5 protein-coding genes are annotated in these 16,461 nt (G+C 53.9%); 3 read left to right on the top strand and 2 right to left on the bottom strand.

The annotated features are described in order from the left end of the window. Window positions 1-106: 106 nt before the first annotated feature. The 3 genes from JCM15831_RS14125 (at window position 107) to JCM15831_RS24090 (ending at window position 4,515) form a co-directional block, all read left to right on the top strand. Window positions 107-427: a hypothetical protein gene (locus tag JCM15831_RS14125; RefSeq protein ID WP_025824749.1), complete on the top strand. Its 321-nt coding sequence runs from the start codon at window positions 107-109 to the stop codon at window positions 425-427. 1,794 nt (window positions 428-2,221) lie between these two features. After that, window positions 2,222-3,664: a Hint domain-containing protein gene (locus tag JCM15831_RS20620; RefSeq protein ID WP_025824748.1), complete on the top strand. Its 1,443-nt coding sequence runs from the start codon at window positions 2,222-2,224 to the stop codon at window positions 3,662-3,664. 167 nt (window positions 3,665-3,831) lie between these two features. Further along, window positions 3,832-4,515 carry a Crp/Fnr family transcriptional regulator gene (locus JCM15831_RS24090; RefSeq protein ID WP_051528557.1) on the top strand — a complete coding sequence of 228 codons (684 nt, stop codon included), beginning with the start codon at window positions 3,832-3,834 and terminating at the stop codon, window positions 4,513-4,515. Window positions 4,516-5,036: 521 nt separating this feature from the next. On the opposite strand, the gene JCM15831_RS19420 is transcribed toward JCM15831_RS24090, so the two are convergent. Continuing rightward, window positions 5,037-5,633 carry an invasion associated locus B family protein gene (locus JCM15831_RS19420; RefSeq protein ID WP_198024351.1) on the bottom strand — a complete coding sequence of 199 codons (597 nt, stop codon included), beginning with the start codon at window positions 5,631-5,633 and terminating at the stop codon, window positions 5,037-5,039. 44 nt (window positions 5,634-5,677) lie between these two features. Continuing rightward, window positions 5,678-16,402, bottom strand: coding sequence for an autotransporter-associated beta strand repeat-containing protein (locus JCM15831_RS14100; RefSeq protein ID WP_232228223.1), 10,725 nt, complete (start codon window positions 16,400-16,402; stop codon window positions 5,678-5,680). Window positions 16,403-16,461: the final 59 nt, after the last annotated feature.

The following is a 16,461-nucleotide window of genomic DNA, read 5'->3' as shown; positions in this document are numbered from 1 at the left end:
TTGCCACCACCAATAGAGCCCAGAGCACTGTCTCTAGATCCACCTCCGGATCCCCGAATGAAATCATCGAACATCCAGTTGTTTCTCGTACGCCAAGAACCAACATATGGGTTCTCAAAAACCCCTGCTCCAAAATATCACTGTCGGTGCTCGAAAACAGTCCTTTGAGCGGACATTTGTAGTTAAGATCCACGAGACTATACTTCAAGAAGACCTCTCTCTACCCCTCGTCGAACACAACGTCTCTTCCGTCAGCGAAGAAAATATGGCTTACTTCATCTTCAAACTCCCTACCGGCGGACCTAAGCTTCTCTACCGGGATATCAGCCGCCATGAAGAGCATCGAGCAATTGATGTCGCGATCGATCTCTTTAGGAATGATCAAGCATCGAGGACCATTCCTAAAGCAATATCTGAACCTTTATAGAAATCAGGTGTCAGGGCTACGCGCGCCAAAGAGCAATCTCCTGAGAAAAATTTCGATTTTTTCAAGAAGCTCTACAGTGTCACGAATATGGGCGATACCAATAAATTCACACAAAGATGATATATTTATGGCAAATCTCGAAAGTTTATAATACGATATACATACCTCTTCTTGCAGGTTACATATTCCGTTCTCACCAATGCGATAATTCTTGGAAAATTTTAGTTTTTTATATCTTCACAAAACCGGATAGCATCCGCAGTAATGCGAGCTAAGCGCTCTCGCTTTGAGTGTTATTGTCCTTATGTCAGTCAAGTTCCCAACATATGAGAATGGGGTTTCTTCGAAGGTCCAAAATTCTATCGGAGCATCTCATGAATTGAGTCGGCATCGGAAGAAATTTGAGAAAAGCTAAGTCGATAGTAAACCGTGAGGTTTCACGCATCCAAAGTGCGTGAAAATCTCAGCTTCTCGCGTTCACAAGACAGCTCACAAAGCACGACAGGCGATCGATACCTAGTGGAACTACGCGTCAGCCCTCGATCTCAGAAGTATGCAAACCAGCCACATAATCTAAGGGTTGTCTCGCATTTATCTCCGATGAAACGATTCCATGCGACGATTGGATCATATTTGCAGCGGAATGTGCCCCTCCCACAGCAAGACCCGAAAAAACACCACAACATTAGCATAATACTCATCACATTTTGCAAACAGTACTTCTGTCACTTCCTCGTCCTTCTGAGTTTGGCTAGTGAGAGCGAAGAACATGAGTTGGTCCAGTCCTTCGAAATACGCGCAAAACCTCTTCCAGGCCCTTTTAGTGAGACAGTGGGAGTGACCGCCTCCGAAGTTAGGGCAGTTGCCCCGATAACGTTCCCCCTTTCCGGACGCGCGTGCTGACCAAACAGTCGTCGTCTGCCCTCCGTCGGCATTTATCGCAACGTCACTGGCATTTCACACCTCCGTCACATCCATGTTGGCATCATCTATGCGGGCAGATGTCATCTTGGCGTGGGTATGAGCGTAACGAGAGCATGACGATGCCCAACCATGAGACGTAGCGTCATCAGGCACTGACCCGCCTGGTAGTTGTCAGAAACCCTAATTCCGAACATCGAATGGAACAGACCAGTGTTCCCAGAATGGCACACGATGCTTCCGCACCACCATGCTCACGGAAACCGTCTGCCTGCGGATTGATTTAGGAGACACCTTCAAATAACTCGATCCGCAAGTTCTTGTTTCTGACCTTAGACCCCACTTTATCCAGCAATCAGGACTAAACCGTACTCGACGACCTCGCCTCTGTTTTGCAGGACCCGTTATCGGCGTCACAGTCATAGTGTTGCATCACAAGCGCTGAGCGTCTGCCCCAGCATAAAGGCAGACGACAGGCAGTTCCGCGCCCTCATTTTAAAAATCGGTTAACTTTACGCTCGTGATATAGATCAAGGCGCCCATGAGGCGCACCGAAACTTCAGGAAGTCGAAAGAGGGTTTTTCGGAAACAACTCTTACGCAACCCTTACGAGTTGCGGCGGTTCATTGCGTTCCTGCACTTCGAAACCCCGGGACACTCTCGTAAAATTGATCTATATCACGTTACAGGCGTTAAACGCAGACTTGCCCCGAAACAGGCAGGACACTCGCCGATTGAATTAACCTTTATGAAATGTCAGATACTTTTCACAACAAGGTCGGAAATTACACGTCATGAATAGAGTTATTCTGAATTAGTTGAAGGCCATAAATACTAAAAGTTTCTAATAAACTTACAAAGACAGGTGAAAATATGACAAATTATATCAGAGGAGTGCCTGTAGACTGTTACGTAGGGCTCTGGGCATCAGGACTCTATACAGCCATTCCCAGAATTGGACGCTGGGATTACGACGTCAAAAACACGGCGACGAACCCACCGGCCTCTGGCTATGACGTGCACTTCACCGTGCAAAACGGCATGCTCACATGGGGCAACACAGCCGTGAAAGGTTTCTTTTCCAACCCATCCGTAAAGGACTCATTTTTCCTCCTTCTCGCTAACGACAATGTTATATTCATATGCACAGAAGCATCTGCATATAAATACAAAACCGTGAGCCGCGTTCAAAAAAACATATTTAACGTTACTCAAGATATATATAAAGCCAATAATGTAAGCTACAATTTCCATACAACGCTTTCAGGATTTGATTTCAATCCCTTTATCAAGCCTGACGATACAAATATTTGCTTCCTTGCCGGCGCTCTAGTGACGATGCAAAATGGGCGGAAGCCTATCGAAGATGTGGTGCCTGGCGATATTGTCGCGGTTCATGGCCCGACGGGACGCGTCTTTGAACCTGTGATCTGGGCCGGCTCGAAGCAGTGTCATGTTCGCCCGGAACTGCCGGATGATCACTCGGGTTATCCCATCCGTATCCGCGCAAATGCCTTCGATACATCTGTCCCTGATGCCGATCTTCTCGTCACTCCGGAACATTGCTTTCTGTTCGATGGCCATCTGACGCCCATTAGAATGCTCGTGAATGGTGGGTCGATCGACTATGATCGAACGGTACACGAGTACACTTACTACCACATCGCCACGGAAGATCATTCGATCCTCATCGTCAATAACACTTGCGCAGAAAGCCATCTCGATACCGGCAACCGCTCACTTATCGATCAAAGCCCACGGGAACTGCCAGATGCGCCGAACTTCCAGAAAAATTGGGCGGATCATGCTGCTGCACCGCTCAATACATCGCGTGAATTCGTCGAGCCTCTTTTCCAAGAATTGGCTACTCGCTCTCGAGACCTAGGCTTCGACACGAAACGAGCTGTCCTTAGCTCTTCCTTTGACGCGGATATCCATTTGCGCTCCGAACATGGTCAGCGTATAAATCCCATCCGGACGCAGGAGGGGAGATATGTTTTCAGGCTTCCTCCGAATTCCAGCGCATATTGGCTTTGCTCCGCTGCTGCACGACCTTGCGACTTAGTGGGACCATTCCTCGATGACCGCCGGAAGCTAGGGGTCCTCGTCGGAGGCATGACTTTGTTTGAAAAAAATATGATGCGGCCGATGCAAGAATATTTCGAAAATAAGTATCTTCCTGGCTGGCACCATAATCATCCCTCAACGATAGGGTGGACTAACGGAGAAGCTTTTCTTCCAATCGCATTGGAGGCTAGCATCGAACCGGCTATCCTTTCGATTGATGTAATCTCAACTATCGGCGAAGCTCTTTAGTATCGCCCTCTAGACGAGGAAATTTTCATAATTTCTAGAATATTCGGCATCGTACAAACATGAAACGTAGAACGTGCTTTGCGAGCCACCAATGCAGTGGCACTATTACATCGCGACAATGATATAGCTGTTATTTCTGTCCACAGTGCCGAGGGAGATTGTTTGAGATGGGAAATTTTCCCGATAAGATACCTATCTCCGTCGAAGATGATTTTATACACCATGAGGTTTGTGAAATCCTCATGGATAATTCTTCGCGATGCGAATACCGTTGCGGAGACGTAATCATGATCGAAGGGTCGAATAGAAGAATATTACTGTCCATCGTCTCTGGCTTCATATCTCTGGAAAGACATCTGGGCCATGACGATAAGGTAATATTTGATTTCGTCGGTCCGGGCGCTTTTATCGGATTTGTCGAGCTAGATTTCTACACGTTTACCGCCAGATGCCTTACCGACGTAGATCTATTTATCGTCCCCGCTCCGCTCATGAAAAGCCTTATGATAAACTATATTCCTATGCGGAATTTCATCATGGAAAAAATGAGCCAGAGAATAGCACGCTTGAATGACCACGTCGCGTTGCTCGCCAGAGCACGAGCGAGACAGCGACTGGCTCTATTCTTGCTAGAAAGAAAGTGGACCGGGATAAATTACGATCGTGACTCCCGCGAAATCACGTTACCGATGTCACGTACTGATATAGCGAATAATCTGGGCCTCACTCAGGAGACTGTGAGCAGAATGTTTCGCGACTTCGAAAGAGAGGGCATAATACACATAAAAAATCACAACTGGATAATAATAACTAACACAGAGGAATTATCAAAAGCCTCTTTATGGAATTAAAGCTGTCAAATACCATACAATCAAATATATAAAAATTATTTATATAGTTTCCAAAAAGAAAGATAATTTCCTAGGTGTTTGGGCATTATATTTACGCTCGAAAAATATATACTAATATTACGAGTTCACAACTGGCTTATGCGCAGGATCAATGATGCGGGAGCATGAATATTCCGGTTTGACATGACAGTTCATACGCTCTGAACGTCTCATAGGCATCAAATGCACATATCACGAGGCTTGGAATTTGCCTTGACTGAGCGAAATCTCGCGCAAAGCTGCCGCCGCAACCAGAATATGCAGCCTAGTCAAGCACAACTCGATGATTATTGTTCTTTCGGCATCTCACCACACACGCGGCTAGTCCGAAGGTGATAGATTTTTTTGTTCGCCGCACCAAAAAGCGGCTCTGCGGAAATCATTCGCCGAAAGGAGCTGGATAACCTGTTTTTACAGAGAGCCCCCCCCCCTCGCTCCTACCGGCCTTATTCGCGACAGGCAGGAACGACAGTACAGGCTTATCAGGTCTTTCTAAGACCGATGATACGGGTAGAAGCCTCTTTCAGGCCCTTGGGGGAGACGTTAAAATTGATGGTCTGTGAGGTTGGTGCAGTTGCTCTGATCTCGATCTTTGTCGCAGCCGTCAGACCATTGAACTGAACAGGCGTCAAAGACACTGGCACAAGGCATCCCGCAGGAACGCAGGTGCTGAACGGAGCCGTGGTGACTTCTTTTCCGTTGGCAATCACCGCGACGCCTTTGGCAAGCGCAAGACCGAAGGGCATGACGATGGTGCCGTAGGTCTTGTCTTTTTCTGGCGTGAGCTGAACCGTCAGCACTCTCTGATGAGATTTCTCATCAACCTGCTGCTGGACGATCGCACATTGTGCGCCATTGCCGCCGCCTTTCTGGCAGACCGCTCTCCAGTCCTGATAAGTCTCTTCCAGAGATGAGACACCATTTTGCAAGGCAAAATTCTGCGGAAGCTGCTTCGCTGCTGCCGCCTTCAGGGCGGCAGGATCATGCTTGGCGTCTGCTGCCAAGCTGAGCTGCTGATGCCCTGCGACACCCAGAACAGTCCCGCCAGCAATGGCGAGAACGGTCATCGCCTTGGTCATTTTTCTCATCGTGGTCCCTTTTCTGTCTTTGTTAGGATCTAGCATCAGAATTTCAGGCTCAAATTCGCTTTCGCACCCGTGTCGATTGCCTGGACACCATATTGTCCCGTGTAGAACAGGCCGAGATCGATCCGGTTCGTCAGCTTCAGGCTGAAACCTGCATTGATGACTGCAACGTCGCTGGCAAGTGGCGCTCCTGCCACATCCATATTGGAATCCCCCGTGCTGGCAAAGTTCATCTTGGCCGATGGGGTGATCGCACCAAAAGCATGACGATATCCAACCATGAGGCGCGGCGTAATCAGGCATTGACCCGCATGATAGTTGGCTGAAGCCCGGATACCGAATGTCGAGTAGGTCAGACCTGAGTTCGTGGCTTGGCCACGCAGGGCTTCCGAACCACCGCGCTCGCGGAAGCCATCTGTCTGCAGATTGACGTAGGAGACACCTGCAAACGGCTCGATCTGCGAGTTCCTGTTTTTGAACTTGTATCCCACTTCACCAAAGGCCTGCGCCGTTCCGGCGAGATAGGAAGCACTCAGCTTCGATCCCTGATAACCGTTGAAAGCGACCGTGCGGCGTGTGTTCAGCATGCTCCAGGTATAGCTTGCGCCAACGCGGAGATTAACGTTGCCCCAGTGATTGCCCGCATAGGTGCCAATCGTCACATTGTTGCTCTGGCCGGAAGACGCCCGCCCACTACCAACATTATAGGTCGAGTTGCTGTATCCGATCGCGGCACCGAAACGGGCTGTCTCGAAGGCCGGTGCATCCGCGCCCATCAAGAACCCGGCGCTTCTGTGACCGAGGGTCGCAGCGTTGCCGTTACCGAAGTTCTTGCCAAAGCTCCCGTAAGCCTGTGTCCAGGAGACCAGACGATCCGTGTAGCACTGCCCCTTGCGAGAGCCGCCGCCGCTTGCTGCAGTGCGCATGCCCACATTGGTGTTACCGCTATCGCAGTCTGCACTATCCAGTCTGTCGTTCACCGCGTCACGAACCTGAGACGCATCCCCAATAATCGCAGAGCGGATCGATGCATGCATCTCGCCCGAAACTGCATCGAGCGCCCGACCCGCGTCCTGTCTGTCGAGACCCGCAAGAGCCTGCGACAAGGGATCGTTCACCGACAGCTTATCCATAGCCAGGCCTGAGGCGAACTGGTTGCGCGAACCACCGGCAGCCGAGAAACTCGTCGCATTGCGGTTGAGGAGAAGGTTCACGTCATTACCGGCGTAGGAGAGTGACGGCGTCAGGAAGAGATAATTGTTCCCGATATTCGTTGAGAGCTCATCAAATCGGCCATTGATTCCCCCTGTCGACTGAATGAGCGCGTATCCCTCAGAAGGTCTCAGCACGGAGCCAGTCGGCACATTGAACGCAACCGTGCCGCCAGAGAGATTGACTGCGCCCTGTACTTTGACGCTGTCACTGACAAGCTTCTCATAGTTTTTGCCATTATCCGTAAAGCTCGTTCCGGTCGACAGCGCACTCCCGTCGATGGACAGCAAAGACCCTCGCTGCATGGCGAGATCCCCGTTGACCGTCATAGTACCGATCGGACCGTTGCCTGCTGGAGACAGAACGCCGCCGGACCCGATTGTGGTGCTTCCGATGATACCGGTTCCGGCAATTGTGCCCCCGTCACGCGCATTGAACGACGCAGAAGACATGGATCCGTTGATGGCCAGTGTTCCATCGAGAACATTCACCACACCATCGAACGCCTCGTTGTCGCGATCAATATTCGACGTCCCGTTTCCGATCTTGGCCACCTGGCCGTTCCCGGTAATCTCGTTACCGAAAACGCTGGTGTTCTCTTCGTCGATGATCAGGTTGCCGTCGCTGCCAACAGCAATCCCGCCTGAGCCGAAGCTGGTGCTCGTCCCCTGCAGCCCGCCGTTGTTGATCGTCGTGCCACCGGTATAGGTGTTGTTGCCCGACAAGGTCGTCGTGCCCGTGCCGGACTGGGTCAAAGATCCTCTTCCGTCAATAACCTGATCGAGGCTCACATTATCGCTGTGATCAACGACCAGCTTGCCGTTATTATGGATTGCGGAGCTGTTGGAGATCGCCCCTTCGGTCCCGCCATTGCCAAGCTGCAAGGTTCCGCCGCTGATCGTCGTGTCACCGGTATAGGTCTGATCCTTGGTGATGATCAGGGTGCCTGCATCGGTCTTGTCGAGCGATGTTCCGCCGGGGACATTGCTCTCATTGATGATCGTGTCGAGGTTCGCCGTGATCGACGCCCCATCCGTCGTACCGTCACCAACACGGATGATGGTCTCGCCGTTCGTTGCGTAGAGATCGTCACCTGTGACCTTGTAAACTCCTCCGTCATTGTTTGCGAACTGCATGCCACTGAACGTGACGTTCGATGGGTTACCATCCGCATCCTTGTTGCTGACAGTCACGGTGCCAGCCTGTCCTTCGAAAATGGCAAACTGTCCTTCCGAGGCAGGCTCGTTCGGGAAGCCATTCGCGTCCGTCCAGTTATTGCCGCCTGCCGCATTTCCATTCGCCCAGACGCCATCGCCACCGTTGACGACACCGTCACCGGCGACGCCGTTAGCCCCGTGATTTGCGGAATTCCCACCATCCCAGAACTGCACCGAACGATCGCCAACCACGAGGTTGACCTGATTGGCAACGGCCGTCTGAAGGGAAAGCGTCGTGCCCGGGGCTGTGTCGATGCTGCCCAGTTTAGCAGACGATCCCAGCAGCGCGCCATCATAAGTATAAATCCGGTAGACACCGCGACCCAAGCCAGCGCCCGCATCGATCGGCACAGTGCTTCCCCCCTCGGCAATGCCCGAGACGTTCAACGTCCCACTGAAGGTCAGATCGCCCTTGACCCGGACGAGATCGTTATATTGGCCGCCCTCTTCGTAAGCTTGGCCGAGATCCCAATTCTGGATCGAGTTATCAGCAAGCTTGAGGTTGCCATTGATCGAAAGCGTACCGACAGATCCCGAGCCCGTTCCGGGAGAGAAGACAGCATTATCAGCGATGAGCACATCACCACCGATCGTTCCCGAACCACTCAACTGTGCACCTGATTGTGCCGTCACGAGGCCTGTTGCCGCGCTCTGGTCACCATCAACACGCAGTACGCCCTCGGACACAGTGGTCTGGCCCGTATAGCTGTTATTGCCAGACAGGATCGTCGTGCCGGAACCAACCTGATTGAAAGAGCCTGTACCCGAGATGGTCTGCGCGATGCTGACCGTGTCGCTGTGGTTGACGTTGAGCACCCCATTATTTGCGATGCGCAACGTACCAAGCAAACGCCCGCCTGTCCCACCATTACCCAGGGAAAGAGCTCCCCCAGAGCCGATCGTCGTCAGGCCCGTATAGGTGTTTTCACCGGTCAAAATCTGCGAGCCCCCCTCAACGGCGAACCCACCAGCACCAGAGATGATGCCTGAGTAGACATTACCGAAAGCCGCATTGGCATTGCTCAGGACCAGCGTGTTGTTGCCCAGTATTGTGCTCCCACTTCCATCCAGCGCCCGAATGGAAGGCGTGAACGATGCCGAGTTCGAAACATCGAAGATGCTGTTGTTATGCACACCTGCCGAAGAAGCGATCGCACCGTTCCCTGCAAGAGCGAGTGTTCCGTTATCGATCACTGTCTCACCGGTATAGGTGCTGTCATTCGTCAGCGTTGTGGTGCCCGTACCCGCCTGGGTCAGTGAGCCGGTGCCGTCAATGACCTGATCGAGACTGACAGCATCGCTGTGGTTTACGACCAGCTGGCCCTCGTTATGGATGGCTGCACTGCTTGCAATGCGACCCTCTGTTCCTCCGTTACCAAGCTGAAGCGTACCCCCACTGATCGTCGTGTCACCCGTGTACACCTGGTCCTTGGTGATGATCAGAGTTCCTGCATCAACCTTGTCGAGTGCGTTCACCGCGTCGATAGCCGCGGGTCTGATCACCGTATCAAGATCGGCTGTGATGGAGGCGCCGATATCGGTACCGTCACCGACGCGGATCGTGACCGTGCCATTGTTTGCGTAAAGATCATCACCCGTGATCCGGTAGATTCCCCCGTCATTATTCGCAAACTGCATACCGGAAATCACGACATTGGACGCGTTGCCATTCGTGTCCAGATTGCTGACCGTGACCGTGCCAGCCTTGCCTTCGAAGATAGCGAACTGACCTGCTGTCCAGGGCACATTCGGGGACCCGTCAGAGTTGGTCCAGTTGCTTTGACCCGACCCGTTGGCTGCGGTCCAAAGACCATCGCCGCCATTGACCTGATTATCGCCTGAAGACCCATCCGCTCCGTGGTTGGCCGTGTTTCCACCATCCCAGTAATTGAGCGTGCCATCGCTGACGATGAGGTTGATCTGATTGTTGACTGCGGTCTGGATCTCAAGAGTTGTGCCGGCTGCCGTCTCGACGTCACCCAGCTGCGCTGTAGAGGACAGCAAGGAGCCATCATAGGTGTAGATACGATAGACACCACGGCCGACGCCATAACCTGCCGAGATCGGGAAAGTATCCGTACCATCGGCAACGGCGGCGACGTTCAGCGTGCCGGCAAATGTCATGTCTCCCTTGACCCGAACAAGATCGTTGTACTGACCGCCTTCGGTAAAAGCTTGACCAAGATCCCAATTCTGAATGGAGTTAGGAGCTTCCGTCAGGTTGCCATTGACAGCCAGGGTCCCGGCCGAACCAGAACCTGCACCGGGGGAAAGGATCGCATTGTCAGCAATAAAAACATCGCCGCCAATTCTGCCCGATCCACTTAGTTGCGCACCAGATTGCACCGTTGTCGCACCCGTGGCCCCGGTTTGATCACCATCAATCTGCAGCACACCCGACGAGACAGTGGTGTCACCTGTGTAGGTGTTATTACCCGACAGGATCGTCCGTCCGGTGCCGATCTGATTGAAGACGCCTGAGCCGGAGATCGTCTGACCGATACCGACCGTGTCGCTATGGTTCACACTCAACGTACCATCGTTGACAAAAGCTGACGTGTTGCTCACACGGCCGCTTGTGCCACCATTACCCAGGAACAGGGTCCCACCATTGCCGATCGAGGTCAGGCCCGTATAGGTGTTTTCACCTGTCAGGGTCTGCGTACCGCCATTCACCGCAAGCCCGCCATCACCTGAAAGAACGCCGCTATAAGTGCCTACGGCGTTGGCAAGCCTCAACCTTCCGATAGTTGTGCCACTTTGATTTCCACCAAGAGCCCCGACGGTCGCATCATTGGCGGTCACCGTGAAGTTTCCGGCATTGGCGTAGAACGTGCCGTCGACGGTATTCCCGTCCAATGTGAGGTCACCCGTATTGATGAGGTCGCCGGTCACGGTGTTGTCCATCCCGAGCGTCATTGTTCCGGCGTTTGTCGCAGACGCGAGCGTGCCTCCGGTCGCAGAGAATGTCGCACCTTCCGCATTCGACACTGCACCAGCGGTCGTGTTGGTCAGCGTTGTTTGACCGGCGCTGTTGTCGACATCCGACAGAGCTCCGTTTTTAGCCGTCAGCGTGCCGGAGTTTGTGGTCGTACCCCCCACTTCGCCGCCATTCACATCCGTCGTGCCTGCATTGTTCAGCGCAGATCGGATGGAACCCGGAAGGATCAGCCCCGCGCCGCTCGCAACGCTGGTGTCGCCCGAATAGTTGTTCGCTCCGGAAAGAGTCTGTGTGCCTCCATTAATCGTCAGTCCTCCAGGACCTGACAGGGAGCCCGAGTAGGTGTCACTGGCATTGGTCAGCGTCAGCCCCGCATTGAGCGTACCGTCGCTGGAGCCACTCAGCGAGCCAGCCTGTGAGCCACTCGCCGAGCTCGCCGGAACAGCGGCTCTGACAGCAAAACGCGCCAGTCTTGCTACCGGTGTCGCCACCGGCGTGACCGTGAACGTGCCTGACTGAGCAAACAGGGTCCCGTTGATCGTGTTCCCGCTCAGGGTAAGGTCACCGTTATTGATAACATCACCGCTGACGACATTGCCTCGGCCGAGTGTCATTGTTCCGGCGTTGTTTGCCGATGCGAGCGTTCCTCCGGTTGCAGAGAAGAGTGCGTTTTGTGCGTTTGTCACCGCACCGGCCGTGCTGGCTGCCAATGTCGCCTGACCCGCGTCGTTCTCGATATCACCAAGAGTCGCATTCTCGGCGGTCAATGTATCGGTGTTGGTCGTCTTACCGCCAACAGAGCCGCCGTTGACGTCCGTCGTGCCCGCATTGTTCAGCGCTGATGCAATCGAGCCCGTCAGTGTCAGGCCCGCATTGCTCGCGACGTTTGTGTCACCCGTATAAGTGTTGGCACCCGACAGGATTTGCGTGCCGCCGTTGATCGTCAGACCGCCCTGGCCCGACATCACACCGGAGTAGTCATTTCCGAATGTCTGATTGGCATTGGTCAGGATCAGGGTGTTGTTACCCAAAATCGTGTTGCCACTGCCATCGAGTGCCCGGATTGTCGGTGTCGACGATGTCGTGTTCGCAACATCGAAGGTCCCATTATTGTGCACACCGTCAGACGAAGCAATCGAGCCTGCTCCGTCCAGAGCGAGGGTCCCTGCGTCAATCGCCGTAACGCCGGTGTAGCTGTTATCAGCTGTCAGAGTCGTTACGCCTGTACCGGCCTGGGTCAACGATCCCGTACCGTCGATGACCTGAGCGAGGTTGACGGCATCGCTGTGGTTAACCACCAGCCTGCCGTCATTGTGGATCGCTGCACTGTTCGCAATACGACCTTCCGTGCCTCCGTTGCCGAGCTGAAGTGTACCGCCGCCAATCGTGGTGTCGCCGGTATAGGTCTGGTCCTTCGTGATTACCAACGTGCCGGCATCGGTTTTCTCGAGAGCCGTTCCACCGGCAACGTTGCTACCATTGATGACGGTGTTCAGCTCAGCCGTAATCGAAGCTCCTACGTCCGTACCATCACCAACACGGATCGTGGTCGTGCTCGTTGAGGCATAGAGGTCGTCACCTGTTATCTTGTATTCTTTTCCATCGTTATTGGCGAACTGCATACCACTGAAGGTCACGTTGACTGCCGATCCATCAGCATTCTGATTACTAACAGTGACAGTGCCTGCCTGACCTTGGAAAATAGCGAACTGATCGGCCGACCACGGGAGATTGGGAGATCCATCCGAGTTCGTCCAGTTGCTCACACCCGTCCCATTGAACGGAGTCCATACGCCGTCGCCACCATCTACTCGTGCGTTGCCGGAATTACCGTTCGAAACATGATTGGCCGTGGTTCCACCATCCCAGTAATTCAGTGAACCATCACTGACGACAAGATTGATCTGGTTGTTAACCGCAGTCTGGATTTCGAGAGTGGTTCCGGCTGCTGTCTCGACATTACCCAGTTGCGCTGTGGACGAGAGCAGTGAGCCACCATAAGTGTAAATCCGGTAAACACCGCGACCAAGGCCATTGCCCGAACTGATCGGCACAGTGCTCGAACCCTCAGCAATGCCCGTCACGTTAAGGGTGCCATCGAAATTCATGTCACCCTTGACCTGCACAAAGTCGTTATACTGACCACCTTCGGTAAACGCCTGACCAAGATCCCAATTCTGGGAAGAGTTCGCAGCGAAGCTGAGGTTTCCGTTGATCGACAGAGTACCGGGAGAGCCGGACCCACCACCGGGCGACAGAATTGCGCCACTTCCGATGGAAACATCACCACCGATCGTCCCTGAACCGCCCAGCTGTGCACCGGATTGTACCGTTGTCGTGCCGGTCGCAGCGCTCTGATCGCCATCGACCTGCAGCACACCTGAAGAAACCGTGGTAGCGCCCGTGTAGCTATTGCTACCGGTAAGGATCGTGGTTCCTGCCCCGTTTTGATTGAGCACACCAGACCCGGAAATCGGTGCCACAATGCTGATTGTATCACGATGATCGACGTTGAGCGTACCGTCATTGACAATACCCGACGTAAAATCCACTCGCCCGGTCGTGCCACCATCGCCCAGAGCAAGCGTCGCGCCACTCCCGATCGCCGTCTGACCCGTATACGTGTTTTCACCTGTGAGCTTCTGTTCACCGCCAGTGATCGTCAGACCGCCATCACCATCGAGCACACCCGAATACGAGCCCGAGGCTGCGGTCAAGGTCAGGCCGTTACTCAACGTACCGCCACCTGCACCAGTCAACGACCCCGCTCGAGCATTATTGGCCGTGAAATGACCCGATTGGGCGGAGAGCGTACCATTGATGATACTGCCGTCCAGCATCAGGTCACCATTATTGGTGACATCACCGCTGACGGTATTGCCCGACCCGAGCGTCATCGTACCGGCATTTGTCGCCGATGCGAGTGTGCCGCCGGTCGCGGTAAACGTCGCATTCTGCGCGTTCGTCACGACACCGGCAGTGCTGTCAGTCAGCGTTGCCTGACCTGCATTGTTATTGAAGGCAGCAAAGGTTCCGTTTTCAGCAGTCAGAGTGCCTGTATTGGTCGTGGTGCCTGCGACCGTGCCGCCATTGATGTCTGCTGTGCCTGCATTGATCAACGCGGAGTCAATTGATCCAGTCAGGGTCAGTGCCCCGGCACTCGCAACGTTTGTATCGCCTGTAAACGTGTTGGCGCCCGAGAGGGTTTGCCTTCCGCCAGTGACGGTCAATCCGCCCGCACCTGACAGGACACCCGAATAGGTGTCGCTTGCATTGGTCAGCGTCAGTCCGCCGTTCAACGTGCCATTGCCAGGACCGCGGAGTGAGCCTGCTCGCGAATTGCTCGTCGTCACCGTGAAGTTGCCGGATTGCGCGTCAAGCGCGCCGGCAATGGTGTTGGCGTTGAGGGCAAGATCCCCGTTATTGATGACATCGCCACTGACAGTATTGTCAGTATCCAGAGTCATCGTACCGTCGTTGTCCGCTGAGGCCAGCGTACCTCCGGTTGCCGTAAAGGACGCGCCCTGAGCGTTCGACACCGCGCCGGCCGTGCTGTTCGTTAGCACAGCCTCACCAGCATCGTTTTCAATCGAGGCAAATGTGCCGTTTTCAGCGGTCAGCGTTCCGGTATTCGTTGTCTTGCCGCTGACCTTGCCGCCTTTGACGTCCGTCTTGCCCGCATTAACCAGAGCGGAGGCGATCGACCCTGTCAGGGTCAGTGCACCCGCACTGGCAACATTCGTGGTGCCGGTGAACGTATTGGCGCCCGAAAGGATCTGTGTCCCGCCATTGATCGTCAGACCACCCAGCCCTGACATCACGCCTGAATAGTTATTGCCGAATGTTGTATTGGCATTGGTCAGAACGAGGCTGTGGTTACCCAGTATCGTGCGACCGTTACCATCCAGTGATTGAATCGACGGGGTCGAGGAACTCGTATTCGAGACATCGAAGACGCTGTTATTATGCACACCCGACGAAGAAGCGATGGCTCCGTTACCGCTCAGGGCGAGGGTCCCATTCGTGATCGACGTGGCACCCGTATAGGTATTGTCGTTCGTCAGCGTGGTGGTGCCCGTACCCGCCTGAGTCAGCGAGCCTGTCCCATCAATAACCTGGTCCAGACTGACGGCGTCACTGTGATCGACTACGAGCTGGCCATAGTTATGAATGGCCGAGCTGCTCGCAATCCGACCTTCCGTACCCCCGTTGCCAAGCTGCAACGTGCCACCACTAATCGTGGTGTCGCCCGTGTAAACCTGATCTTTCGTGATCAGCAACGTGCCGGCATCGGACTTCTCAAGCGCGTTCGACGCATCAATTGCCGCTGGCTTGATAACAGTGTTCAGCTCGGCAGTTATGTCGGATCCGGAATTCGTCCCATCACCGACGCGGATCGTGACTGTGCCGTTTCTGGCGTAGAGGTCATCGCCTGTGATCTTATAGACGCCGCCGTCATCGTTAGCGAACTGCATGCCCGTGATGATGACGTTGGCCGGATTGCCATTCGCGTCAATATTGCTGACCGTCACCGTGCCCGCTTCGCCCTGGAAAATGGCGAACTGACCAGTCGTCCATGGCTGATTTTCCGTACCGGAAGAGTTCGTCCAGTTATTGTCGCCTGCGCCGTTGGGTGCAGACCAGACACCATCTCCGCCATTGATAACGCCGTTGTTGAGTACATGGTTGGCAGAAACACCACCATCCCAGTAGTTCAATGTCCCGTCACTCACGACAAGGTTGATTTCTTTTTCGATGGATGTCTGCAGCGTCAGGGTTGTTCCGTCAGCAGTCTCGACAGTACCCAGTTGAGCGGTTGGAGAAATCAGGGAACCATCATAAGTGTAGATCCGGTAAATACCGCGCCCCAGTCCCTGGGTCGGACCGGCTTGTGTGACGTTGGGTGCAGCTGGAAGGGCCGAAACATTCAGAGTGCCACCAAACGTGATGTCACCTTTGACCTCGACAAGGTCATTATACTGCCCACCAGCAGCATAAGCCTGGCCCAGATCCCAGTTCTGGATCGAGTTTTCGGCGAGATTGAGATTGCCGTTGATCGACAAAGTGCCAACCGAACCGGAGCCTGCCCCCGGGGAAAGCGTCGCATTGTCGAGAACGAAGACGTCACCACCGATCGTGCCAGAACCGCCAAGTTGCGCACCAGATTGCACCGTCGTGGTGCCCGTCGCCGCGCTCTGGTTTCCATTGACCTGAAGCACGCCTGACGAAACTGTGGTCGCACCCGTATAACTATTCGTCCCCGTCAGAACCGTCGTGCCGGTTCCAATCTGATTGAGCGCACCAGAGCCCGAAATCGAGGAGCCCAGGCTGATCGTGTCACTACGGTCGACATTGAGAGTCCCGTTATTGGCGATCGCGGAGCTGTCGCTCACACGTCCGCTCGTGCCGCCATTTCCGAGAGACAATGTGCCATTGCTACCGATTGCCGTCC

Source organism: Asaia astilbis JCM 15831, assembly GCF_000613845.1.
GTDB lineage: Bacteria > Pseudomonadota > Alphaproteobacteria > Acetobacterales > Acetobacteraceae > Asaia > Asaia astilbis.
This window is presented reverse-complemented; position numbering and strand designations above follow the sequence as displayed.

Bases quoted from the DNA above. Each gene is read 5' to 3' on its own strand.
- JCM15831_RS19420 (WP_198024351.1), bottom strand. From the start codon at position 5,633: ATGACCAAGGCGATGACCGTTCTCGCCATTGCTGGCGGGACTGTTCTG.
- JCM15831_RS20620 (WP_025824748.1), top strand. From the start codon at position 2,222: ATGACAAATTATATCAGAGGAGTGCCTGTAGACTGTTACGTAGGGCTC.
- JCM15831_RS14125 (WP_025824749.1), top strand. From the start codon at position 107: ATGGGTTCTCAAAAACCCCTGCTCCAAAATATCACTGTCGGTGCTCGA.
- JCM15831_RS24090 (WP_051528557.1), top strand. From the start codon at position 3,832: ATGGGAAATTTTCCCGATAAGATACCTATCTCCGTCGAAGATGATTTT.